Source organism: Streptomyces sp. NBC_01716, from assembly GCF_036248275.1.
Classification (GTDB): domain Bacteria; phylum Actinomycetota; class Actinomycetes; order Streptomycetales; family Streptomycetaceae; genus Streptomyces.
On the sequence record NZ_CP109181.1, the window covers coordinates 2,182,414 to 2,206,519 of the forward strand.

A 24,106-nucleotide genomic window follows, 5' to 3' on the forward strand; every position below is an offset into this window, starting at 1 on the left:
TTCGGACAGATGAGCGCGGTCAGGCGCGAAGGGGGTTGGCGATGGTGACGTAGACGGACTGGGTGTCGACAGGGCCGACGAGTTCGTCCAGGCCGTGCAGCCGGGTCAGCAGGTTGGCCTTGCAGCGCAGGGTGGTCGCCTCCAGGAGCTGGCCGGGCAGAGGTGAGCCGAGTGCCGTGGCGCGGGTGAGGAACTGCCGGAAGGCGGCGATGAGTACGCGTTCGTCGGCGAGTCGCTGGGAGCCGAACGCCCCGATGAGGCCGAGGACGTTGTTGATGCCGAGGTAGTAGGCGAATCGCTCGTCGGTGATGTGGTCGGGGACGAAGGTGTCGCTGACCCTGCCGATGTCGGGGAGACGGCGGTCGAGCGCGTCACGGTGGGATTCGCGGAAGTAGTAGCCCTGGTTGTCGCGGTAGCGGCCGCCGACGGGCCAGCCGTCGGGGTCGAGGACCACCAGTGTGTTCTGCTGGTGGGCTTCCAGCGCGACGCCCGCCGTGCCGTCGAGCCAGAGCACCGGGCGTACGACCTGGTCGAGATAGCGCAGGAACCACTCCGCCGAGACGGCGCCGGAGGGCCGGCCGGTGCGGGCGACCAGGCGGTTCACGGTGTCGGCGAGTCGGGAGTACATGTCCGGCCGGCCGGGCCAGGGGCGGGGGGTGACGAGTCCGGCGACGCATACGGCGTCGTTCTCGGGGCGGAACGGGTTGTGGCGCAGCATCACGTCGAGCCCGGTGACCGGTTCACCGCCGGGAGTGTCGACGGCGAGCCAGGCGGGGTCGCGCACGATGTCGAAACCGGGGTGCGCGGCGCGCCACTGCTGGGCGAGGCCGCCGCGCAGCAGCCGGTGGACCTCGACTCCTCGGTGGAGTTCCTTGCGGAGGTTCTCCCGGCGGGAGTTGGTGATGCGTACGCCGAGGGAGAGCTTGAGCATGGCGGGTGCGCCGGTCCGGTGCACCGTCCGGACGGAGGAGGTGGGGTGCCAGGGCTCGCCGTGCGGCCCGAGATCGTGGAGCAGACCGGCGTCGAGGAGAGCGCGTACGGCGGGACGGTGCGTCAACTCGCGCGCCTGCCAGGGGTGGAGAGGCAGCGGGACGGTGTGGTCGGGCAGTGCCAGGTCGCCCGCGAGACGGGTGGTGAGCTGCTCCGCGTGGACGGCGCGGCCCTGCTCGGTCCAGGCCGAGTCGGTGGCGAGCACGGAGCGGTCGACGGCCATCCAGTGGAGGGGGAAGGAACCCCGCAACTCGGGTGAGAAGTGGCGGTGTTCGGTGTCGGAGAGCCCCTCGCGGCTCTTGGGTGTGGGGTGGAGGGGGTGACCGAGGACGAGGGACTGTTCGGCGGTGAGGAAGAGGTCGGTGCCCGTGGGGCCGGGGGCCGCTCGGCGGTCGGTGAGAAAGTCGGCCGTACGGCGGGCCGAGTCGGCGACGCGGGCGACCAGTTCGGTGCCCTCGCTCCGACCCGACTCGCGGCTGAGGAGCGCGGCGACGGTGACGGCGTCGACGGGAGCGGAGCGGGGTCCCGCGCTCTCCAGGAGGGGCATGCCGAAGCGGTGCCAGCCGGTGGCCGACCAGTAGCGCACGGGGACGAGCAGGGCGGTGCCGCTCGCGTCGAGCGGGATCCTGAGGGTGTCCCCGTCCGGCCGGGGGAGGTCGCTTTCCCTGGCCCAGCAGCGCAGCAGGTTCTCCACGGACGCGGCGTCGGCGGCCTTCGCCGCGTCGGGGTCGTCGAGGTGGTCCGGGTGCTCGGCCGCCGCTGCCCGGGTGGTCGGGTCGGCGGGGGGTACGGGCGGTGTGTCCGGGTCCGCGGCGGGTACGGGCGCCGCCGCCGGTGTACGGAAGTCGGTAGCCGCCCCGTCGGCGGCGGGCACTTGGCGGGGCACCGTGGCGGCGCCGATCGTCAGGGGCGTGGCGGTCACCGCGTGGTTCGGATCGCCCGGTCGGGGGTTCTGGGTGGCGAGGCGGTCGGTGATCTCGGGGGCGTCGGGCGTGGGGGTGGAGTTCACGGGAGGACTTCCTTGTGAGGGGGGCCGGATCAGCGAACCGGTGCGGTCGCCGGCCGGTGGTGTCGGTGGTCTTTCCGCCGGTCGTCACAGCGGTGGTCCCCGGACCGGATGGAGGCGTCGCCGGCGGGTGCGACGAGCGGCATCGGTACAAGGAGTTCGGTCACGGCCACGGCTGTCGGTCCTCCCGCCGGAACGGTTGCGTCACGCGTCGACGCGGCGGGTCGAGCGCCGCGGTGCGAGTGGCGAACGCCGGCGTCGAGTCCCCCGAAGGTACCAACGACGGGAGGCGTCCGGGAGCACGGCCAACGGGAAGATCCTTCGCCGGCGGAACCACGGCCCTGCCGTGCGCCGTCCCCAACGGCACCGGCATAGTGGGGGCCTGATTCCGGCCCCGGTCCCCAGGACCGGGTCGATTCATCCGGTTCGGTCCAGTTGATCCGTCAGTTCAGAACAGTCGCGAAGTACCAGGGGGGATCCCGACATGCGAGCCATTCGCCCACCGTTCACCACTCGCCGTGGGAGGGGCGCGCGGCGCGGAAGCTCCTCCGCGGTCGCGGTCGCCTCCTTCGCGGCCGTCCTGGCACTGACGGCCACCGCCTGCGGGCCCGCCGAGGAGACGAACTCGGCGGACAAGCCAAGCGGTTCGTCCGGTGAGTCCTCCGACGACAAGATCACTATCCCGGCCGATCTTCAGGACCGCCTCAAGGAGCGCGGGATCGACCTGGACAAGTGGAAGGACGGCGAGTGGAAGAACTGGGACAAGGACAAGTGGCTCCGTGAAGCACGGGACTACGTCAACCCCATCATCGAGGACCTCTGGGACCCGGACCGGATGCGGGACGCCCAGGAGCCCGACAAGCCGGTCGCGGAGGAGGACATCTCCGGCGACGCGGGTGTCACCGACCCGACTCCGCGGCCGGTCGAGGCGACGGCGGTGAACGCGCCGTACGACGGCAGCGTGCCCGAGGCGGGCAAGCTGTTCTTCGACGGACCCGAAGGTTCGATGGTCTGCTCCGCGACCGTGGTGAAGGATCCCGCCAACCCCGGCAAGTCCAACATGGTCTGGACGGCGGGCCATTGTGTGCACGCGGGCAAGAGCGGCGGCTGGTACCGGAACATCGCCTTCGTCCCGTCGTACAACAACAGCGCCATGCCGATCTCGGAGTTGGAGACCGCTCCCAAGGAGGAGATCGCTCCGCACGGCATCTGGTGGGGCGAGTGGGCGCAGACCTCCGAGGAGTGGATCTCGGAGGGAGCGCCGACGGGCGGACTGGGTGCCCCGTTCGACTTCGCGGTGATCCATGTGACGCCCGAGAAGGGCAGTGACGGCAAGTCGCTGGAGGAGACCGTCGGGGCCGCACTGCCGGTCGAGTTCAACGCGCCGGCCACGCCGGAGATCGATTCGATGACGGCGACGGGTTATCCGGCGGCGCCGCCGTTCGACGGCCAGAAGCTCCTCCAGTGCGCGGACAAGCCGGGCCGGCTGTCCATCAACGCGCAGGACCCGACGATGCACCGCATCGGATGCACGATGACCGGGGGTTCGTCCGGAGGCGGCTGGGTCGCGAACGGCCAGGACGGCCGGCCCTCTCTGGTGTCGAACACCTCGATCGGCCCGGTGACGGCGGGCTGGCTCGCGGGCCCGCGGCTCGGTGACGAGGCCAAGGGCATCTACGAGGCGGTCAGCAAGAAGTACGCCGGCCAGTAGGCGGGATACGGCGGCGGTCCGCCGTGTCCGTCGGGCACACGGACCGCCTGCCGGTACTCCCTACTTGGCGGGCCCGGAAACGGGCCGCATAGAGTGAGGTCACCGCAAGGTGGTCTGCCTGAGGGCCACCTTTTTGCGTGACACGTTCATGGCAAGTGATCCACGTACTTTCAGGGGGAACGTTTTTCATGCGATCCATACGTCCGCTGCTGGCCACCACCAGCCTCGTCGCGGCCCTCGCGCTGACGGCGACGGGCTGCGGCGGTGACAGCGAGGACAGCGCGTCCGGCAAGCCCGCCGCCTCGGCTTCCGCCGCAGACGAGGCAGGCGGCGGGATTCCCGCGGATCTGGCCGACCGGCTCAAGGAGCGCGGTGTCGACCCGGAGAAGTGGAAGGACGGTGAGTGGAAGAACTGGGACAAGGACAAGTGGCTGCGCAGCGCGAAGGACTTCGTCAACCCGGTCATCAAGGACCTGTGGAAGCCCGAGCGGATGAAGACGGCGAAGTCGCCGACGAAGACCCTCGCCGCCGGTGACATCTCCGGCGACCAGGACGTCACCGACCCCGAGCCGCGGCCGGTCCAGGCCGAGCCGGAGAAGACCCCGTACACCGACCACGCGGCGCCGGTCGGCAAGGTCTTCTTCGACTCCCCCGAGGGCTCCATGGTCTGCTCGGCCACCGTCGTCAAGGACCCGAAGAACCCCGGCAGGTCCAACCTGGTGTGGACCGCGGGCCACTGCGTGCACGCGGGCGCGGGCGGCGGCTGGTACCGCAACATCATGTTCGTCCCCGCCTACAACAACACGGGCAAGTCCGCCGACGCGCTGCAGAACGCGCAGCCGCAGGAGGTCGCGCCGTACGGGCAGTACTGGGCCGACTGGGTCGCGACGTCCAACGAGTGGATCAACGAGGGCGGCCCGACCGGGGGCGACGGAGCGGCGTACGACTACTCGGTCATGCACGTCACTCCGGAGAACGGCGGCAAGTCGCTCGAGGAGACCGTCGGCGCGGCCCTTGACGTGGACTTCGACGCCCCCGAGGCGAGCGGCATCGGCAATCTGGGCGCGTGGGGTTACCCGGCGGCCCCGCCGTACGACGGGCTGATCATGCACAAGTGCGTGGACGCGGCCGGCAGGCTCTCGATCGCCCCCGGTACGCCCACGATGTGGCGCATCGGCTGCACCATGACCGGTGGTTCCTCCGGCGGCGGCTGGATCGCGGCGGGACCGGACGGCGAATCGGTGCTGGTCTCCAACACCTCGATCGGCCCGGTCACTTCGGGCTGGCTGGCCGGTCCCCGGTTCGGCGAGGGCGCCGAGCAGCTCTACACGATGATGAGCGACAAGTTCGCGGGCCAGTAGGCGCTCGCGGCACGGCAGTCGCGGCGGCTTCGGCGGCCACGCATGGCGGAAGGCCCGCCCCCTCTTGCGGGAGGGGGCGGGCCTTCCGCCGTAACCAGGTGCCGGTGCGCGTGCGGTGTGCCGTGGTCAGCCGACCGCGGGAACCGGCGCGTACACGGCGAGCGCCGCGGCCAGTTCCTCATGGACCTGCGCCTTCAGCAGCGTGCCCTCCGGAGTGTGCTCCTCGGACACCACCTCGCCCTCGGCGTGCACCCGCGAGACCAGGCCGCCGTCCGTGTACGGCACCAGGGCCTCGATCGTGATCTCGGGCCTGGGCAGCTCGGTGTCGATGAGCGCCAGCAGCTCGGCCATACCGGCGCCGGTACGCGCCGACACGGCGATCGCGTGCCGCTCCATCCGCAGCAGCCGCTGGAGGACCTCCGGGTCCGCCGCGTCGGCCTTGTTGATCACCACGATCTCGCGGACGTCGACGGCGCCCACGTCGCGGATCACCTCACGCACGGCGGCCAGCTGCTCCTCCGGAACGGGGTGCGAACCGTCGACCACATGCAGGATCAGATCGGAGTCCCCGACCTCCTCCATGGTCGAGCGGAACGCCTCCACCAGGTGGTGCGGCAGATGCCGGACGAATCCGACGGTGTCCGCCAGCGTGTAGATCCTGCCGCTCGGTGTCTCCGCCCGGCGCACGGTCGGGTCCAGGGTGGCGAACAGCGCGTTCTCCACCAGGACGCCGGCGCCCGTGAGGCGGTTGAGCAGCGAGGACTTTCCCGCGTTCGTGTACCCGGCGATCGCGACCGACGGCACCCTGTGGCGCCTGCGCTCCTGCCGCTTGATCTCGCGGCCGGTCTTCATCTCCGCGATCTCCCGGCGCATCTTCGCCATCTTCTCGCGGATCCGGCGCCGGTCCGTCTCGATCTTGGTCTCACCGGGACCACGGGTGGCCATGCCGCCACCGCCGCCACCACCCATCTGCCGGGACAGCGACTGACCCCAGCCGCGCAGCCTCGGCAGCATGTACTGCATCTGGGCCAGGGCGACCTGCGCCTTGCCCTCCCGGGACTTGGCGTGCTGGGCGAAGATGTCGAGGATCAGGGCCGTACGGTCCACAACCTTGACCTTGACGACGTCTTCCAGATGGATCAGCTGGCCGGGGCTGAGCTCACCGTCGCAGACGACGGTGTCCGCACCGGTCTCCAGCACCAGGTCGTAGAGCTCGCGTGCCTTGCCCGAGCCGATGTACGTCGCCGGGTCGGGCTTGTCACGGCGCTGGATCACACCGTCCAGCACGAGCGCGCCGGCCGTCTCGGCCAGCGCCGCGAGCTCGGCGAGCGAATTCTCGGCTTCCTGCACGGTCCCCGAGACCCAGACGCCGACGAGCACCACGCGCTCCAGGCGCAGCTGCCGGTACTCGACCTCGGTGACGTCTTCGAGCTCGGTGGAGAGGCCCGCCACGCGCCGCAGCGCCGCACGGTCGGAGCGGTCGAACTGGTCGCCGTCCCGCTCTCCGTCGATCTCTTGGCTCCAGGCGACGTCCTCTTCCATCAGGGCATCGGCCCGAAGGCTTTCCGTGCGGGGGTCCGCGAAGATCTGCTCGTCCTGGGAAGGGGAAGAAGAGGAGGTCATTGGATCCTTACGTCGAAGAGAATGTTCGAGTGGTGGACAGACTGCCCATCCACATCGGTCACAACGCGTGACGGCCCGGATTGATTCCCGGCGTCACGGGCCCGGCGCCCGGGTCCCGGGGTCCCGGTCCCGGCGGCGCCGCCGACGCCTTGATGGTGGCACGTCACCGCCGGGACCGTCATATGGATTCTCCACAGGTTTTCCCGGCCTGTTCTCCCTTGCCCGTTTCCCCGGCCTGTGCCGCCCCGCTACTTCGCGGGGTCGCTCTTCCACTTCGGGTGGCCGGGCATGGGCGGCGTCCTACTCCCGTACAGCCACGCCCGGAAGAAGTCCGACAGGTCACGCCCCGCGACGGCCGAGGCCAGCCGGGTGAAGTCCGCCGTGCTCGCGGTCCCGTCCCGGTGGTCGCGCACCCAGTCACGCTCCAGCCGCCGGAACTCCCCCGCGCCGATCTCCTGGCGCAGCGCGTAGAGCACCAGCGCGCTGCCGTCGTACACCACCGGCCGGAAGAGGCTGATCTGCTTGCCGGACGAAGGCGGCTCCGGGGCCGCGGGCGGGCCGCCCGCCGCGCGCCAGCCGTCGGACTGCCGGTAGGCCTCGCGCATCCGCTTCTCCAGCGGTTTGTCGGCGTGCTCGTGGGCGTACAGGGCCTCGTACCAGCTCGCGTGGCCCTCGCTGAGCCACAGATCCGACCACCGGCGCGGCGAGACGCTGTCGCCGAACCACTGATGCGCCAGCTCGTGGACCATGACCGAGTCGACGTACCACTCCGGGTACTCGGGCCGGGTGAACAGCGAACGCTCGAAGAGCGACAGCGTCTGCGTCTCCAGCTCGAAGCCGGTCTCCGCGCCGGCGATCAGCACGCCGTACGTCTCGAACGGATACCGCCCGACCTGCCGCTCCATCCACTCCAACTGCCCCGGCGTCTTCGCCAGCCACGGCTCCAGCTTCGCGCGGTCGGCCTTCGGGACCACATCGCGCAGGGGCAAGCCGTGCGGCCCCTTCCGGTGCACCACGGCCGAGTCGCCGATGGACACCTGGGCCAGTTCGGTGGCCATGGGGTGGCGGGTGCGGTAGGTCCAGGTGGTGGTGGCGCCGTGGCGGGACTTCGCCACCGGCAGTCCGTTGGCCACGACGGTCAGCTTGCGGGGCGCGGTGACCCGAAAGGTGAAGGCGGCCTTGTCGGCGGGGTGGTCGTTGCCCGGGAAGACGCGGTGCGCGGCGTCGGCCTGGTTGGCCATCGCGAGGCCGTCCTTGGTCCGCAGCCAGCCGCCCTTGCCGCCCTTCGGGTCGCTGGTGTGGGTGACCCGGATACGGACCGGTGAGCCCGCTTCGACGGCCTCGCGCGGCGTGACCACGAGGTCCTCACCCGCGCTCACGAAGGAGGCCCGCACGCCGTCGATCTCGACGGAGCGGACCTTGCTGTGGGTGAAGTCGAGGTTGATCCGGTCCAGACGCCGGGTCGTACGCGCGTCGATCTTGGTGACGGCGTCGAGCGGTTCGGTGTTGTCACCGCGGTAGGTGAAGGCGATGTCGTAGGCGAGAACGTCGTATCCGGGGTTGCCCAGGTGCGGGAAGAGCGGATCGCCGATACCGAGCGGTCCTGGGGCGGAGGCGGGCAGCGTCGCGGCGACGAGGGTGGCCGACGCGGTGGCCAGCAGGGCGGCGCGCAGCCGGCGGGAGGTGAGCAGCATGAACCACCGCTACCAGCGCGCCAGGGGCGTACGAGGGCGGCGCGCTTCGCGCCCACCCGAAAGAGGCGGACGGGGCGGGGGCACGGGGCGCCGTTTCGGCGCGTCTGTTCAGGCCGACGGACCTGTTCAGGCCGAGGCCGCCTGTCCAGGCCGACGCGCCTGTCCAGATCGAAGCGTCGAAGCCTCCTTCAGGAGGCGGGCTCGTGCTGCGCGCGGCGTACGTCGAAGACACCCGGCACGTCCCGCATCGCGCGCATCAGGCCGGGCAGTCCCGCCGCGTCGGGCAGCTGAAGCGTGTACGTGTGCCGTACGCGCTGCTCGCTGGGGGGCTCCACATTGGCCGACACGATCGCCGCGCCCGCCGTGGCGATGGCCTCGGTCAGATCGGCGAGCAGCCGGGGCCGGCCGAAGGACTCCGCGTACAGCGTGACCCGGCACTCCGCCTCGTCGCCCCAGCTCACCGTGACCGGCGCACGGCCGAGCGCGGTCATCCTGCCGACTGCGGAACACTCCGTACGGTGCACCGTGACGGCCCCGCCGCGCACCGTGAAGCCGGTGACGGCGTCGGGCGGCACGGGCGTGCAGCAGCCCGCGAGCCGTACGGTCGCCTCGGGCGCGTCGACGACCACATTGGCGACGCCGCGTCGTCCCGCGGTGACGGCGCCGGGCGCGCGGGGCTCGGACTCCGGCACCTTCAGGCTCTCCGGGTTCGCGGCGAGCCAGCCGGCGATCGCGATCCGCGCGGCGGGGGTACGGGCGTGGTCCAGCCACTCGGGAGAGGGCCCGGGGGCGGCCTCCTGCGCGGTCTCCCGCGGCCGGCCGGCCCCCGGTCCCGTAGGGCCCTCTGCCGTCGCCTGGACGGGGCCGTCGGCCAGCAGCAGTTGCACCGTGTCGCCGTCCACCAGGACCGTACTCAGCGTCGCCAGACGGCCGTTGACGCGCGCCCCGATGCAACCGTGCGCGCCGTCGCCGTGCTGCGCGTACGCCGCGTCCACACACGTCGCGCCCGCGGGCAGCCCCAGCATCCCGCCGTCGGCGAGGAAGACAGTGATCTCGCGGTCCTGCGCGAGGTCGGCGCGCAGGGTCGTCCAGAACGTGTCCGGGTCCGTGGCCGACTCCTGCCACTCCAGGAGGCGGGACAGCCAGCCGGGCCTGGTCGGGTCGGCTCGTTCGCCGTCGGCCGGCTCCGCCCCGTCCACGGGCGCGTACGGGTTGCCCAGCGCGACGACCCCCGCCTCGGCGACCTTGTGCATCTGGTGCGTACGGATGAGGACTTCGACGACCGCCCCGTCGGGGCCCGCGACCGCCGTGTGGAGCGACTGGTACAGGTTGTACTTGGGGGCGGCGATGAAGTCCTTGAACTCGGAGATCACCGGGGTGAAGCAGGTGTGCAACTCCCCCAGTACGGCGTAGCAGTCGGCGTCCTCCCCGACCAGGACGAGCAGGCGTCCGAAGTCCGTGCCGCGCATCTCGCCGCGTTTCAGGCGGGCGCGGTGCACGGAGACGAAGTGCCGTGGCCTGATGACGACTTCGGCCGTGATGTCGGCCTCCCGGAGCGTCCTGCGCACGTCCACGGCGATGGCGTCCAGGCTCGGCGCCGTGGCAGCGTTGTCGGCGATGACGGCGCGGGTGCGCTCGTACTCCTCCGGCTGGAGGATCGCGAAGACCAGATCCTCCAGCTCCGTCTTGAGCGCCTGAACACCGAGCCGTTCGGCGAGCGGGATGAGGACGTCGTGGGTCACCTTCGCGATCCGGACCTGCTTCTCCCGCCGCATCACACCGAGGGTGCGCATGTTGTGCAGCCGGTCGGCCAGTTTGATCGACATCACCCGGACATCGTTGCCGGTGGCGACCAGCATCTTGCGGAAGGTCTCGGGCTCGGCGGCGGCGCCGTAGTCCACCTTCTCCAGCTTCGTCACACCGTCGACCAGATAGCAGACCTCGTCGCCGAACTCCGCGCGCACCTGATCGAGCGTCACATCCGTGTCCTCGACGGTGTCGTGGAGGAGAGAGGCCGTCAACGTCGTGGTCTCGGCGCCGAGTTCGGCGAGGATCAGGGTGACGGCGAGCGGATGCGTGATGTACGGCTCGCCGCTCTTGCGGAACTGTCCGCGGTGCGACATCTCGGCCAGTACGTACGCCTTGCCCAGCACGAGCAGGTCGGCGTCGGGGTGGTGCGCGCGATGGGCCTCGGCGACATGGCCGATCGCGTCCGGCAGCCGGTCCCTGGCCGCGGGCCCCAGCAGCGCGGCCTTGCCGAGCCGGCGCAGGTCGATACTCGTACGGCCGCGCCTGCGGCTCCGGGCACCAGGGCTGTTCGCCTCCGGGCTCATGGGGCACCTCCGGCATCTTCGACCGGCGGTGGGAGGGACAGGAGCGCTCTCCCGGCCGGTGCTTGATGCTACCGACCCCAGCACGTGCCTCGGTCCACCTCTCCCCCAGCGTGAAACGGATCACCCATTCGAGCGAACTCGCGGGGGAATTCGGAGGAGTTCAGAGCGCGTCGGGTCGCTGCGCCCACTCGGCGTCGAGCAGGCCCTCGGCGACAATGACGGCCGGGCCGGTCATCTCGATCTCGCCGTCGGGACGTTCGGTGATGACGAGCCGTCCGCCGGGCACGTCGACCGTGTATGTGACGGGCTCTCCGGTCACCGCGGGGTCGACACCGTCCCTGCGGGCCGCCGCGACGGCGACGGCGCACGCGCCCGTACCGCACGACCGCGTCTCGCCGGAGCCGCGCTCGTGGACGCGCATGGCGACGTGGCGCGGGCCGCGACCGACGACGAACTCGACGTTCACACCGTCCGGATAGACCGATTCGGGAGTGACCGACGGTGCGGTGAACAGGGTCCCCGCGTGGTCGAGATCGTCGACGAAGGCGACGGCGTGCGGGTTGCCCATGTTGACGTTGCGCGCGGGCCAACCGCGCTCCCCCACAACGACGGTGACGTCGTCTTCGGTAAGGAGGGCGCGTCCCATGTGGCTCGTGATCGCTCCCGGCGCTGCCGTCCCGCCGCCGGCCTCGGAGTCCTTGGCGATGTGCACCCGTTTCACGCCGGCACGCGTGGCCACGGCGAGGTCGCCGGCGTCCACCAGGCCGGCGCGGCGGAGATACCGCGCGAAGACCCGGAGCCCGTTGCCGCACATCTCGGCGACGGATCCGTCCGCGTTGCGGTAGTCCATGAACCACTCGGCGCGGTCGGCCATGGACCGGGCGTCGGAGTGCGCGGCGGACCTGACGACGTGCAGCAGCCCGTCGCCACCGATGCCGGCCCGGCGGTCGCAGAGCTTCGCGACGGCGGGGGCGGACAGGGCGAGGGCGTTGTCCGGGTCGGGAATGATCACGAAGTCGTTCTCGGTCCCGTGGCCCTTGAGGAAAGGGATCGGTGACGACTGCGCGGCGGGCCGGTAGGTACTCACGAGGTCAATCGTACGAGGTGGGACCGACAGCGCGAACGCGGAGGCGGTCGGGTGCGGAGTGCGGGGCGCGCGCTGCTGCGGGCGCGTCCGGTCCCGGCCCGGTCAGCGGAGGCGGGCGACGCGCCAGACGGCCAGCGCCACGAGAGCGGCGCCCCCCGCCACGTACAGCGCGAGCACCCGCCAGTCCGGGCGCTCGCCCGACCCGCGGGCCGGCAGACCGGGCCAGGCGTGGCCCACGCGGCGCGCGGCCATCATGCCCCAGCCCGCGGCGCAGCAGCTGATCAGCAGGCCCAGCATGGCGACGACGGCGCCGCCGTCGCCCGTTCCGAAGGCGAGGGGGAACGCGAACATCAGCGAGCCGACGGCGGCGAGCATCACGATGGGCGCGAGCTGCCAGATCCGCAGGCGTCGCTGCGGCCGCAGCTCGACCTCCACCTCGGGAGTCACCGCGTCTTCGTCGGGTCCGTCAGGACTCAGCCGCAGAGCTTCGTCCTGTGGGTCCTGCGTCCCCTGATCCGTGTTGCGAGGGCCGGCCTCCATCGCCACGCGCCCTCCCAACTCGGACTCCACTGGTCGATCGATGCTCGATGATGGCACGGCCCCGGGCACCGGATTGACGGCCTGAGCGTCCCGATGCCATCACGTGATCAGGCTGTGACCGCTCGTTCGACCAACCTCAGCGCGAGGTGCGGGAGTTCCTCCCGGTCGGTGGCCGCGCCGCTCAGCCAGTGCACGCGCGGGTCGCGCCGGAACCACGAGTCCTGGCGGCGCGCGAAGCGCTTCGTCGCGCGTACGGTCTCGGCGCGCGCCTCGTCCTCGGTGCGGTCCCCGGCGAGGGCGGAGAGCACCTGCTGATAGCCGAGCGCACGCGAGGCCGTACGCCCCTCGCGCAGACCGCGCGCCTCCAACTCGCGCACCTCGTCCACGAGGCCGGCCTCCCACATACGGTCCACGCGCAGCGCGATGCGCTCGTCGAGTTCGGGGCGCTCCACGTCGACGCCGATCTGCACCGTCTCGTACACGGCGTCATGACCCGGCAGATTGGCGGTGAACGGCTTTCCCGTGATCTCGAACACCTCCAGTGCGCGGACGATGCGGCGCCCGTTGCTGGGGAGGATCGCGCGGCCGGCCGGCGGGTCGGCGGCGGCGAGCCGGGCGTGCAGGGCGCCGGAACCGCGCAGCCTCAATTCGTCCTCCAGCCGGGCGCGCACCTCGGGGTCGGTGCCGGGGAAGTCGAGGGCGTCGATGGCGCCCCGTACGTAGAGACCGGAGCCGCCGACGAGGACGGGTGTACGGCCTTCGGCGAGCAGCCGGTCGATCTCGATCCTGGCCAGCCGCTGGTACTCGGCGACGTTGGCCGCCTCCGTGACGTCCCAGATGTCGAGGAGTTGATGCGGGACGCCGCGGCGCTCCTCGGTCATGAGCTTGGCGGTTCCGATGTCCATCCCCCGGTAGAGCTGCATGGAGTCGGCGTTGACGACCTCGCCGTCGAGTTGCCGGGCGAGATGGACGCCCAGGTCGGACTTACCGGCCGCCGTGGGGCCGACGACGGCGATGACCCGCGGTGCGCTCGCTGCAGTTCTCACTGCCCCAGTCTCGCAAACCCGGTGGCAGGATCCCGAACGAGTTGTTCGCCGGCTCCTCGCCGAGGCCGTTGCGGGCTGCCGTGGGGCGGCGCGACAGGACGCTCCCGGGCGGCGCGGAGTTTCGCCCGCACGAGTAGCATATGAGGTGGATATGGGTGTCTTTGAACGGCTTCGTAGGAGGCCGTTCACGGTTGGCGCAACGGTGCCGGCGAGGGCGCCCCCGAGTAGTAGCGGCACGGAGCCGATCGCCCCCACCGGGGCCAGAGGGAAGGTGACCCATGAGCTTCCGTGACTCACTGAAGGCCAAGCTCTCCCCGGCCAAGGACAAAGTCTCCGACCTCGCGCAGCAGCACGGGGGAAAGATCGGAGAGGGCCTGGACAAGGCCGCGAAAACGGTCGACCAGAAGACCAAGGGCAAGTACAGCGACAGGATCGAGTCCGGGACGGGCAAGGCCAAGAACGCTCTGGAGCGCCTCTCCCACAAGGACGGCGACGACACGGACAAGTCCGGCAACCCGCCCTCCTCCCCTCCCCCGGAGCCACCCGCGGCCTCCTGAGGCGCAGCGCCCGCGCGACGGCTGACGCGGCTAGGACCTGACCTAGGACCAGGCCGCCACCAGGTACCCCACGCCGTACGGGGCGTCCTCGTAAAGAAGCGCGCCGGTCAGGTCTGCCCCTTCGGCGGCGCCCGCGAGCAGCTGCCAGCAGGAGCGGCCGGCCGCCTTCAGGTTGGTCGCGAGCGTCTCGTCGAGGCGCGCGAGCGCCGCGACGTCCGCAGCGGCGAGCGCGCGTGCGACCTCGGCGTCGAACGCGGCGGCGCGCCCGTCGAGGTAGCCGGGGGCCTTGAGCGTGCGGCACGCGCTGGCGTCGCCCATCACCAGCAGTGCCACCCGTTCGCCGCCCGTCGCGATGCTCCTGCCGGTCTTGATGCACGTCTCGGCGTCGAGTGGTTCGCGGACGCCGAGACCTTGGATCGGGGAGGCGGACCAGGCGACCTGTGCGAGGAGCCAGGCGGCGACGGCCAGCGAGGTGGGCAGCTCGTCACCCGGGGCGTCGCGGTCGTCTCCGGGCCCCGCGGCTGTTCCGTCGAGGCTCACGCCGACATCGACCCCGTAGCCCCGGAAGGAGCCGTACGCGCCCTGCGGGTACGGCCGTACGTCCTGCGGCCCCGGCGCCGGTCCGGCGACGATCAGCCGGTCGGGCCGGGAGGCGGCGAGCACACCCAGAGCGTCCGCGCACGCGTCCCGCGCGGCGTCGAGTTCCGCCGCGGCACCTGCGGCGACGGCGGGGACGAGCAGGGGCGGACAGGGGCACACGGCCGCGGATACGAGCATGCTGCGCAGACTAGGTCCTGTCAGGGCGATCTTGTCGGGTCGGCCCGGACAGGACCTGGGCGCCGGGCAGGCTGACGGGGCGGCGCGTCACGGCGCCGAACAGCCGCCCGTCGGCGCGGGCAGCGGCGGCGGGACGCCGATCGACGGGAGGCCGAGCAGCACACCGGCGGGCTCGGGCGGGGCCGCGTTGCGCCTCTCCCAGGCGTCGCCCGCGCGCGTGCGCCGTATCCGCGTCGTGGGTCCCTCGGCGAGCAGATGGTGCGGTGCGGCGTAGGTGATGTCGACGGTCACCACGTCGCCGGGCCGCACCTCGTCGCCGGGCGCGGTGAAGTGGACCAGCCGGTTGTCGGGCGCGCGGCCGGAGAGCCGGTGGGTGGCACCGTCCTTGCGCCCTTCGCCTTCGGCGACCATGACATCGAGCGTGCGGCCGACCTGCGTCTTGTTCTCGTTCCAGGAGATCTCCTCCTGAAGAGCGACGAGGCGCAGATAGCGCTCCTGCACGACCTCCTTGGGAATCTGCCCGCCCATGCCGGCGGCGGGCGTTCCGGGGCGCTTGGAGTACTGGAAGGTGAAGGCGTTCGCGAACCGCGCCTCGCGCACCGTGTGCAGCGTCTGCTCGAAGTCCTCCTCGGTCTCGCCGGGGAAGCCCACGATGATGTCGGTGGAGATGGCGGCGTGCGGGATGGCCGCGCGGACCTTGCCGATGATTCCGAGGAATCGCTCCTGCCGGTACGAGCGGCGCATCGCCTTCAGGACGGTGTCCGAGCCGGACTGGAGGGGCATGTGCAGCTGCGGCATGACGTTGGGGGTCTCGGCCATCGCGGCGATGACGTCGTCGGTGAAGTCGCGCGGGTGGGGCGAGGTGAAGCGGACGCGCTCCAGGCCCTCGATCTTTCCGCAGGCCCGCAGGAGCTTGGAGAAGGCCTCGCGGTCGCCGATGTCGGAGCCGTACGCGTTGACGTTCTGGCCCAGCAGTGTGATCTCCGAGACGCCTTCCGCGACGAGCGCCTCGACCTCGGCGAGTACGTCGCCGGGGCGGCGGTCCTTCTCCTTGCCGCGCAGGGCCGGGACGATGCAGAAGGTGCAGGTGTTGTTGCAGCCCACGGAGATGGAGACCCACGCGGCGTAGGCGGACTCACGGCGCGTCGGCAGCGTGGAGGGGAACGCCTCCAGCGACTCGGCGATCTCGACCTGCGCCTCTTCCTGTACGCGGGCGCGCTCCAGCAGTACGGGGAGCTTGCCGATGTTGTGCGTACCGAAGACGACGTCGACCCAGGGCGCCTTCTTGACGATGGTGTCGCGGTCCTTCTGGGCCAGGCAGCCGCCGACGGCGATCTGCATGCCGGGGCGGCGGGTCTTCATGGGGGCGAGCCGGCCGAGGTTTCCGTACAGCTTGTTGTCGGCGTTCTCGCGGACGGCGCAGGTGTTGAAGACGACGACGTCGGCGTCGCCGTCGGCGCCCTCGGGGGCCCGGACATAGCCCGCGTCCTCCAGCAGACCGGACAATCGCTCGGAATCGTGGACGTTCATCTGGCACCCGTAGGTGCGTACCTCGTACGTCCGCTCGACGCCCACTTCGTCCACTGCTCCGGCCCGGTCACTGCTGTTGGTCACCCGTCAAGGGTAAGGGGGTGCCCGAGGTGGCCCCGCCAGAGGTGTCCCTTCGAGCCGCACGGGGCCCGGTGGAGCCCTGAGCCCGGCGAATCCCGTCCGTCACTCCCGTATCGCCCTCGGCGTTTCGGACAGCTCCGGGCCGGGGCCCGTCCGCGCGTCCCAAGGGCGGACGAGTCGCGCAGTCCGCGCCGACCGCGCCCCGTACGGAATCCGCTCCGTCTCAAACACGTGTGTTCGATATGGCGGCGCCGTCGTTGATCCCTGCGACATCGGCCGGCTGACACCGGGACGTACGCCACACACACGCAGGGGGAGACCAGTTGACCTCGACAGACAGCCGGTACAAGCGATCCGTGACACCTCCGCCGCCGCCTCCCGCCGAGATCGTGTACTCGGGTGAGTACTCCGTGAATCCGCTCGGGGCGGTCTCCTTCCGAAAGCTGTGCTCCCAGCTCCCCTCCGTCCTGCGGCGCATCGCCGCGATGTCCTGGGCCATGGACCGACGGGCCGTCGCGCTGCTCCTGGCCTGTCAGCTGGTGACGGGTGCCGCCGCGGCGGTCCTGCTGACCGCCACGGCCGGTGCCATGCGCCCGATCCTCGGCGGTGGCGCCGTCGTCGACCGGCTGGAGCAGGCACTGCCGGCCCTGCTCGTGGTGGGCACAGCGACGGCGTTGACCCGTGGTGCGTCCTCCGTGGCCATGTACGCGTCGCGGCGTCTCACGCCCAAGCTGACGACCGCGACGGACACCGCCCTGGTGGAGGCGGTCTGCCGCGTCGAGGCGGCGGCGTACGCGGTGGACGGCTTCGCCGACCGCCAGGAGGCCGCGGAGATGGGAGTGGCGCGTACGCATGTGATGGTCACCGACGCCCAGCGGTTCATGTCGGCCCTCGTAAGGATGGTCACCGCCACCGCTGTGCTGTCGCTGCTGAACGTACTGATGCTGCCGCTGCTGCTCCTCGCGGTGCTCCCGGCGGGTGTCGGGGCAGTGCTCACCGCCCGCGTGGACTACGAGATCCACTACGCGAACGTCGCCGACCGCAACGTGCGCGGCATGATGCGGTGGTGGTCGACGACGCCCAAGTACGGCGACGAGGTCCGCGCCAACGGCATGACGGGCTATCTGCTGTTCTGGTACCGCTCCCTCTCCGAACGGGTCGACCGGCGCACGCTCGCCGCCGCCCCGCGAACCCTGCGCATCGCGCTGCTGTCCTCTCTCGTGGGCGGGGTGTTCCTGGTCGCCACGTGGACCGCCCTCGCCTGGCTGGCGAGTACGGGCCGGGTCGCGCTCGCCGTCGCGGCCACCGCCGTCGTCGCCGTACAGACCACGCTGGCGGCCCTGTCGCAGGTGATCGTCAACGGCGCGGCCGTGTTCCACACGAGCCTCTACCTGAGCGACATGCAGGCGTTCCTCGACGACGCGGGGAAGCGGGCGCCGAAGCGCGGCGGGCTGCCGGTGAGCACTCCGGTGGACGAGATCCGGCTGGAGGAGGTCAGCTATCAGTACCCCGGCAAGGAGAAGCCGGCCGTGGACACGCTCTCCTTGACCATGCGGCGCGGGGAGATCCTGGCGATCGTCGGCGTGAACGGCTCCGGCAAGTCGACCCTGACCCGTCTGATCACCGGGATCTATCTGGCCGACAAGGGCCGGGTGCTGTGGAACGGTTCGGACCTCGCCTCCGTGGACAGGGCCGCCGTGTGGCGGTGCACCGGGCTGGTGCCGCAGATCTTCGCGCAGTGGCCGCTGCGGGTCCGCGAGAACGTGACGCTGGGCCAGCCCCGGACCTTCGACGACGGGCCGGTGTGGGAGGCGGTCGACTCGGTCGGCATGCGGGACGCCGTCGAAGAGCTGCCGAACGGTCTCGACACCCTCCTCGCGAAGGAGGTGTTCGGCGGGGCGGAGCTGTCCGGCGGGCAGTGGCAGCGGCTGGCCTGTTCCAGGGCGCTGTACCGGCGGCCGTCGCTGCTGATCCTGGACGAGCCCACCTCGCAGATGGATCCGCGCGGCGAACACCAGATCTTCGAGGAGATCAAGGCGATCGCCGCCGACCGCATCACCATCGTGGTGACGCACCGTCTGGAGAACACGAAGGTCGCCGATCACATCGTGGTGATGGACGGGGGCCGCATCACCGAACAGGGCTGTTACGCCGACCTGGTTCACGCGGGCGGCACCTTCGCGGAACTCCTCGCACTGTCCCAGGACCGCTGACCGGCGGAGCTGACACATCGATGCGATCAAGTCACCCGAGTCCGGGTCGGTTTGACCGCCGAAGTCGTGGGTAGCGGCCCTGGGCTGCGCCCGGCGCCGGGCCTGGGGAGGTCTGAGGCGCTGGTCAACCCGGTCCTCGGCTCTGCGAAGGGACGTGGACCGGGGCGCAGTCCATTCGTCGCGGGGCTGCCCCGACCGGCGAGGGAGTGGCCAGGAATCGCTCATCCGGGCCGCTCCCTCGCCGGTTCCCCACAAGTCCCCCGTCGATTCCTCGGCGGGCCGTAATCAAGCCGGAACGTCAGGCCTGGCCTTTACGGCGAGTGAGCTGGCAGGATCGCCGCATGTTCCCGCTTCCGCCTCGTATGAGCCGGCGCACCGCCTTCGTAGGAGGCGTGGCCGCGCTGGTGGTGGCCGGGCTGCTGGCGTGGTGGCTCGTGCCGCTCGGGGAGAAGACGCCGAGCGGCTCCGTCAAGTTCAGTACGGGTGTGACCAGCGGCGTCTACGAACGCTACGGGTACCTCCTCAAGGAGGATCTCGCCAAGGATCTGCCCAACGTGTCCATAGGGCTGCTGACCAGCGAGGGCTCGCAGGAGAACATCTCACGTGTGGCCACAGGGAAGGCCGACTTCACGATCGCCACGGCCGACGCGGTGGCGAAGTACCGGCGGGACAACGCGCCCGGCGCCGACCGGCTGCGCGGTTGCGCACGGCTCTACGACGACTACGTACAGCTGATCGCGGCGAAGAGCTCGGGTATCGAGTCCGCCCAGGACCTGCGCGGCAAGCGGGTCGGCGTCGGCCAGGAGGGCTCGGGCGTACGGCTGATCGCCGACCGTCTGCTGTCCGCCGCCGGGCTGCATCCCAAGAAGGACGTCACGCCGGTCTCGGCGGGCATCGACACCATGCCCAGCCTCCTGGAGTCGGACGAACTCGACGCCTTCTTCTGGTCGGGCGGGCTGCCCACCGCCGCCGTACAGCAGCTGTCGGAGCGTTTCGACATCACGCTGGTGCCCCTCGACGACGCCCTCGTCGACAAGCTGCACGACACGGCTCCGGTGGACACCCGCTACTACCGCTCGGCGATGATGCCGGCCGACGCGTACAAGAAGGCGCAGAACGGTACGGCGGTGCCGACCGTGGCAGTGGCGAATCTACTGGTCACCACGGACCGGATCGACGCCGAGCTGACCGAGGGCTTCACCCGCACCGTGATCAGGAGCCGGGACCGGATCGGCAAGAAGGTCCACCCGGCCCAGCTCGTGGATCTGCGGACGGCGATCTACACCGACCCGCTGCGACTGCACGAAGGCGCGCTGCGCTACTACCGGTCGGTCAAGCCGTAGCCGGGGGCGAGCGCCGAGAAGCCTCCCCCAACGAGCTTCGCGGAGCCGGCCCCGGGCCTCAGGAAGAGCCCGGTGACGACCTCGGCACCGTCAGCGTCACCCGCAGCCCGCGCGGCTCCGCGTGCTCGTACGCGATCGTCCCGCCGCCCGCCGCGAGCAGCGCCCGCGAGATCGACAGCCCGAGCCCCGACCCCTTGACGTTCTGGTGCCGGTTGCTGCGCCAGAAGCGGTCGCCGATCCGGTCCATCTCGTCGTCCGACAGCCCCGGCCCGCCGTCGGTGACGGTGATGGTGGTGCGGTCGGTGCCGGCGCGTGCCACCCGTACGTCCACGTCGCCGCCCTCCGGCGTGAACTTCAGGGCGTTGTCCACGACCGCGTCGAGCGCGCTGGAGAGCGCGACCGGGTCCGCCCAGCCGGTGAGGGGGCCGGTGCTCTCCGTCAGCCGTACGCCCTTCTCCTCCGCGTACGCCCGCCACGCCGCGACGCGTTCGGACGCCAGCGCCCCGACGTCGGTGAGCCGCAGATCGGCCGGGGCGTGTTCGGCGAGCGCCAGGTCCAGAAGGTCGTCGAGAACCTGCCCGAGCCGCTTGCCCTCCGTACGGACGGAGGCTATCTCCTCGTTCCCGGCGGGCAGTTCGAGGGCGAGCAGCTCGATCCGCAGCAGCAGCGCGGCGAGCGGGTTGCGCAACTGGTGGGATGCGTCGGCGACAAAGGCGCGCTGCTGTTCGAGGACGTCCTCGACGTTGTCGGCCATCTCGTTGAAGGAGTGGGCGAGCCTGCGCAGTTCGGGCGGGCCGCCGGCGGCGGCGACGCGGGATTTCATCCGCCCCGTGGCGATGTCGTGCGTGGCGGCGTCCAGGACACGTACCGGCCGCAGCACCCAGCCCGTCAGCCGGAACGCCGCCCCCACGGCGAGCAGCATGGCGGCGGCCTCGCCGGCGGCGATGTACGTCCAGCCTTCGAGGATCCGTGACCGCATCTGCCCGGTGGGCGAATCGGTCACCACCACGGCGACGACGTCCCCGTCCCGCACGACCGGCGAGGCGACTATGAGCCGGCCGTGCCGCTGCCAGGGCCAGACCTGCGGGGGATCGTCGCTGCGGCGCCCCAGGAGGGCCTCCTGGAAGGCCATGCGGCCTTCTCCCGCCCGGGGCACCGTCCAGCCCCCAGGGGCCCGCGCCATGGCCTCTCCGTCGCGGAAGAAGACGCCCGCCCGGATGCCGTACACCTCGAAGTAGCGCCTGAGCTCCTCCTCCAGCATCGCGCCGCGCTCGTCGGACCCGGTGGCCGCGCCGGAGCCCGCGGCCCCCACCTCGCCCTCGCTGACGAACTGGGCGAGGGCCGCGACGCGCGCCGTGTCGTCGATCCGGTCGACGACGACGTCCTGCTGCTGCGCCGACGCGAGACTCACGGCGAGCGGGAAGCCGAGCGCGAGGAGCACGCCCGCCATGAGGACGATCAGCAGGGGGAGAAGTCGGGTACTCACCGGGTCCTACGGTCCTTGATGAGCGGCGGGGGCGACGAGGCGGTAGCCGACGCCGCGCACGGTCTCGATCAGTGCCGGCATCCGGAGCTTGGAGCGCAGGGACGCCACATGCACCTCGAGGGTGCGGCCGGTCCCCTCCCAGCTGGTGCGCCACACCTCGCTGATGATCTGCTCCCGCCGGAAGACGACGCCGGGACGCTGCGCGAGGAGCGCGAGCAGGTCGAACTCCTTACGGGTCAGCTGGATCGGGGCGTCGTCCACGGTGACGCGTCGCGTGGACAGTTCGATGCTGACGGGCCCGAGGCGCAGCGAGTCCCCGCCGCCCGTCCCGGCCTCCTCGCCGCCGACGCTGCGCCGGCTCACGGCGTGGATACGGGCCAGCAACTCCCCTGTGTCGTACGGCTTGGTGACGTAGTCGTCCGCGCCGAGGTTCAACCCGTGGATACGGGAGCGGACATCGGCACGCGCCGTCACCATGATCACCGGCGTCGAGCAGAGCTTGCGGATCTTGCCGCAGACCGCGTAACCGTCCTGGTCGGGCAGTCCGAGGTCGAGGAGTACGACTCCGTAAGGAGACTTCGTCCCGTCGGTCACCGGGAGCAGTGCCTGCAGGGCCTCTTCACCGCTGCGCGCGTGCGTGACATCGAAGCCGTGCCTCGCCAGTACCGCGGCGAGGGCCGCCGCGACATGATCGTCGTCCTCGACGAGCAGCAGCCTCATGGCCCTCCTCCGTGGTGTGGCCGTCACAGTACGTACCAGGGCATCCACGCCCATGGCTGCCGCACCAGTCAAGCCACTTCCTGTTAAGGGACAGTTTCCGTTACCCACCCGGTACTCCGAACCGGCCAGCTTCACACGGTGTGTCCGGTTGCGGCCGGATCGTTATGCTCAATTTCCCCTCAGATGTAATGACGCTGGTCGCAGTGCGTGACTAAGGTCCTCCCAACCGAGGAGGACGGAGCAAGAAGCCGATGAGCGGAGTTTCAGTGACCAAGGAAACCGAGGGCGCCGGGCCGGCGTCGGGCGACCTGGTCGTGCTGAGCAACGTCAACAAGCACTTCGGCGCGCTGCATGTGCTCCAGGACATCGACCTGACCATCGCCCGTGGCGAGGTCGTCGTCGTGATCGGGCCCTCGGGGTCCGGCAAGTCCACACTGTGCCGCGCCATCAACCGTCTGGAGCCGATCGACTCCGGCAGCATTTCGCTCGACGGGAAGCCGCTGCCCGCCGAAGGCAAGGAGCTGGCCCGACTGCGCGCCGACGTCGGCATGGTCTTCCAGTCCTTCAACCTCTTCGCGCACAAGACCGTCCTGGAGAACGTCACTCTGGGGCAGATCAAGGTCCGCAAGAAGGACAAGCGGGCCGCGGACGAGTTCGCACGGACCCTGCTGGACCGCGTCGGTGTGGCCAACCAGGCGGACAAGTACCCCGCGCAGCTCTCCGGTGGTCAGCAGCAGCGCGTCGCGATCGCCCGCGCGCTGGCCATGGAGCCCAAGGTCATGCTCTTCGACGAGCCGACCTCGGCGCTCGACCCGGAAATGATCAACGAGGTGCTCGAAGTCATGCAGCAGCTCGCACGTGACGGCATGACCATGGTCGTAGTCACCCACGAGATGGGCTTCGCCCGGTCCGCCGCGAATCGGGTCGTCTTCATGGCGGACGGCCAGATCGTCGAAGAGGCGACGCCGGAGCAGTTCTTCACCAGCCCTCGCAGCGACCGGGCCAAGGATTTCCTGTCGAAGATCCTGCACCACTGAGCTGCCCGTAACTTTCGAGACAACGAAGGATGTTGACCATGAATCTCCGTAAAGCAAGCGCTGCTGCCGCCGCTGTACTGGCCCTTTCCCTGACCGCGACCGCGTGCGGCTCCGACGACAGCGACTCGGCGGGTGAGGGCGACGGTGGCGGCAAGAAGATCACCGTCGGTATCAAGTTCGACCAGCCCGGTATCGGTCTGAAGACGCCGGACGGCTCCTACACCGGCTTCGACGTCGATGTCGCGACGTACGTGGCGAAGGAACTCGGTTACGCCGAGAAGGACATCACGTGGAAGGAAACCCCGAGCGCCGACCGTGAGACCGCTCTTGAGCGCGGCGACGTCGACTTCATCGTGGCTTCCTACTCGATCACCGACGAGCGCAAGGCGAAGGTCGACTTCGCCGGGCCGTATCTGCTGGCCCACCAGGACCTGTTGATCCGCTCCGACGACAACATCGCCAAGGGCGCGGACCTGAACGGCAAGAAGCTCTGCTCGGTCGCGGGCTCCACCTCGGCGCAGAACGTGAGTGACGAGCTGGCTCCCAAGGCTCAGCTGAAGGAGTACGGCACGTACTCCGAGTGCATCGACGCGCTCGCCAGCGGCGCCGTCGACGCGCTGACCACGGACGACTCGATCCTCGCCGGTTACGCCTCGCAGGACCAGAACAAGGGCAAGTTCAAGCTCGCCGGTCTCAGCCTGAGCAACGAGAACTACGGCATCGGTGTCAAGAAGGGCGACACCAAGATGGTCGACGACATCAACGCGGCCCTCGAAAAGATGGTCACCGACAAGGCCTGGGACAAGGCCGTGACGGACAACTTCGGTCCGGCCGAGTACAAGAACGAGCCCGCCCCGAAGATCGGCAACATCGTCAGCTGAATCGGCACGGCCGTCAGCTCGTACGGCGCAGATGTGGCGCGCCGCCCCCTGAGGGTGGCGCGCCATGCCATCAACAAACGCGAGAGCGCG

Annotated in this window: 18 protein-coding genes; 7 read left to right on the forward strand and 11 right to left on the reverse strand. The window is 70.6% G+C overall.

The genetic code is table 11. From position 1 onward, the window contains the following. Positions 1 to 19: 19 nt before the first annotated feature. Complete coding sequence (locus OIE74_RS09305; protein ID WP_329380669.1) at positions 20 to 1,999, reverse strand: IucA/IucC family protein; 1,980 nt, start codon at positions 1,997 to 1,999, stop codon at positions 20 to 22. A 481-nt stretch (positions 2,000 to 2,480) separates the two neighbouring features. On the opposite strand from OIE74_RS09305, the gene OIE74_RS09310 reads away from it, so the two are divergent. Then, positions 2,481 to 3,707, forward strand: coding sequence for a trypsin-like serine peptidase (locus OIE74_RS09310; protein WP_329380671.1), 1,227 nt, complete (start codon positions 2,481 to 2,483; stop codon positions 3,705 to 3,707). Between the two features lie 188 nt (positions 3,708 to 3,895). Continuing rightward, complete coding sequence (locus OIE74_RS09315; RefSeq protein WP_329380675.1) at positions 3,896 to 5,068, forward strand: trypsin-like serine peptidase; 1,173 nt, start codon at positions 3,896 to 3,898, stop codon at positions 5,066 to 5,068. Positions 5,069 to 5,194: 126 nt separating this feature from the next. On the opposite strand, the gene hflX is transcribed toward OIE74_RS09315, so the two are convergent. From hflX to miaA, 6 genes are all read right to left on the reverse strand, one after another. Next, positions 5,195 to 6,691 carry a GTPase HflX gene (gene hflX, locus OIE74_RS09320; RefSeq protein ID WP_329380678.1) on the reverse strand — a complete coding sequence of 499 codons (1,497 nt, stop codon included), beginning with the start codon at positions 6,689 to 6,691 and terminating at the stop codon, positions 5,195 to 5,197. A 248-nt stretch (positions 6,692 to 6,939) separates the two neighbouring features. Continuing rightward, a complete protein-coding gene (locus OIE74_RS09325; RefSeq protein WP_329380680.1) occupies positions 6,940 to 8,385 on the reverse strand; it encodes a M1 family metallopeptidase in 1,446 nt (481 codons plus the stop codon). A gap of 188 nt (positions 8,386 to 8,573) precedes the next feature. Next, the gene (locus OIE74_RS09330) at positions 8,574 to 10,718 is read right to left on the reverse strand and encodes a RelA/SpoT family protein (protein ID WP_329380684.1); all 2,145 of its coding nucleotides are present in this window, start codon (positions 10,716 to 10,718) and stop codon (positions 8,574 to 8,576) included. 160 nt (positions 10,719 to 10,878) lie between these two features. Then, positions 10,879 to 11,814, reverse strand: coding sequence for a diaminopimelate epimerase (dapF, locus tag OIE74_RS09335; RefSeq protein WP_329392217.1), 936 nt, complete (start codon positions 11,812 to 11,814; stop codon positions 10,879 to 10,881). Positions 11,815 to 11,907: 93 nt separating this feature from the next. Beyond that, complete coding sequence (locus OIE74_RS09340) at positions 11,908 to 12,345, reverse strand: hypothetical protein (RefSeq protein ID WP_329392218.1); 438 nt, start codon at positions 12,343 to 12,345, stop codon at positions 11,908 to 11,910. A 107-nt stretch (positions 12,346 to 12,452) separates the two neighbouring features. Then, on the reverse strand, positions 12,453 to 13,391 hold the full coding sequence (gene miaA / locus OIE74_RS09345) for a tRNA (adenosine(37)-N6)-dimethylallyltransferase MiaA (RefSeq protein ID WP_329380687.1): 939 nt from the start codon (positions 13,389 to 13,391) through the stop codon (positions 12,453 to 12,455). A gap of 278 nt (positions 13,392 to 13,669) precedes the next feature. Here miaA and OIE74_RS09350 point away from each other — a divergent pair, with 278 nt between their 5' ends. Next, positions 13,670 to 13,948: an antitoxin gene (locus OIE74_RS09350; protein ID WP_329380690.1), complete on the forward strand. Its 279-nt coding sequence runs from the start codon at positions 13,670 to 13,672 to the stop codon at positions 13,946 to 13,948. A 42-nt stretch (positions 13,949 to 13,990) separates the two neighbouring features. Here the strand turns inward: OIE74_RS09350 and OIE74_RS09355 are convergent, their stop codons facing one another. Then, entirely contained in the window at positions 13,991 to 14,725 is a 735-nt protein-coding gene (locus OIE74_RS09355; protein WP_329380692.1) for a hypothetical protein, read from the reverse strand. A gap of 87 nt (positions 14,726 to 14,812) precedes the next feature. Continuing rightward, a complete protein-coding gene (gene miaB / locus OIE74_RS09360) occupies positions 14,813 to 16,339 on the reverse strand; it encodes a tRNA (N6-isopentenyl adenosine(37)-C2)-methylthiotransferase MiaB (protein ID WP_329380695.1) in 1,527 nt (508 codons plus the stop codon). A 320-nt stretch (positions 16,340 to 16,659) separates the two neighbouring features. Between miaB and OIE74_RS09365 the strand changes: the two genes are divergently transcribed. Next, positions 16,660 to 18,549: an ATP-binding cassette domain-containing protein gene (locus OIE74_RS09365; protein ID WP_329380698.1), complete on the forward strand. Its 1,890-nt coding sequence runs from the start codon at positions 16,660 to 16,662 to the stop codon at positions 18,547 to 18,549. A gap of 341 nt (positions 18,550 to 18,890) precedes the next feature. Further along, entirely contained in the window at positions 18,891 to 19,892 is a 1,002-nt protein-coding gene (locus tag OIE74_RS09370) for a TAXI family TRAP transporter solute-binding subunit (RefSeq protein ID WP_443076062.1), read from the forward strand. Between the two features lie 58 nt (positions 19,893 to 19,950). On the opposite strand, the gene OIE74_RS09375 is transcribed toward OIE74_RS09370, so the two are convergent. Together OIE74_RS09375 and OIE74_RS09380 are read right to left on the reverse strand one after the other, a co-directional pair. Beyond that, positions 19,951 to 21,378, reverse strand: coding sequence for a sensor histidine kinase (locus OIE74_RS09375; protein ID WP_329380701.1), 1,428 nt, complete (start codon positions 21,376 to 21,378; stop codon positions 19,951 to 19,953). Positions 21,379 to 21,384: 6 nt separating this feature from the next. Next, positions 21,385 to 22,098, reverse strand: a complete 714-nt coding sequence (locus tag OIE74_RS09380; protein WP_329380704.1) for a response regulator transcription factor — start codon at positions 22,096 to 22,098, stop codon at positions 21,385 to 21,387. 251 nt (positions 22,099 to 22,349) lie between these two features. On the opposite strand from OIE74_RS09380, the gene OIE74_RS09385 reads away from it, so the two are divergent. Further along, complete coding sequence (locus tag OIE74_RS09385; RefSeq protein ID WP_329380707.1) at positions 22,350 to 23,135, forward strand: amino acid ABC transporter ATP-binding protein; 786 nt, start codon at positions 22,350 to 22,352, stop codon at positions 23,133 to 23,135. A 38-nt stretch (positions 23,136 to 23,173) separates the two neighbouring features. After that, positions 23,174 to 24,016: a glutamate ABC transporter substrate-binding protein gene (locus OIE74_RS09390; protein ID WP_329380710.1), complete on the forward strand. Its 843-nt coding sequence runs from the start codon at positions 23,174 to 23,176 to the stop codon at positions 24,014 to 24,016. Positions 24,017 to 24,106: the final 90 nt, after the last annotated feature.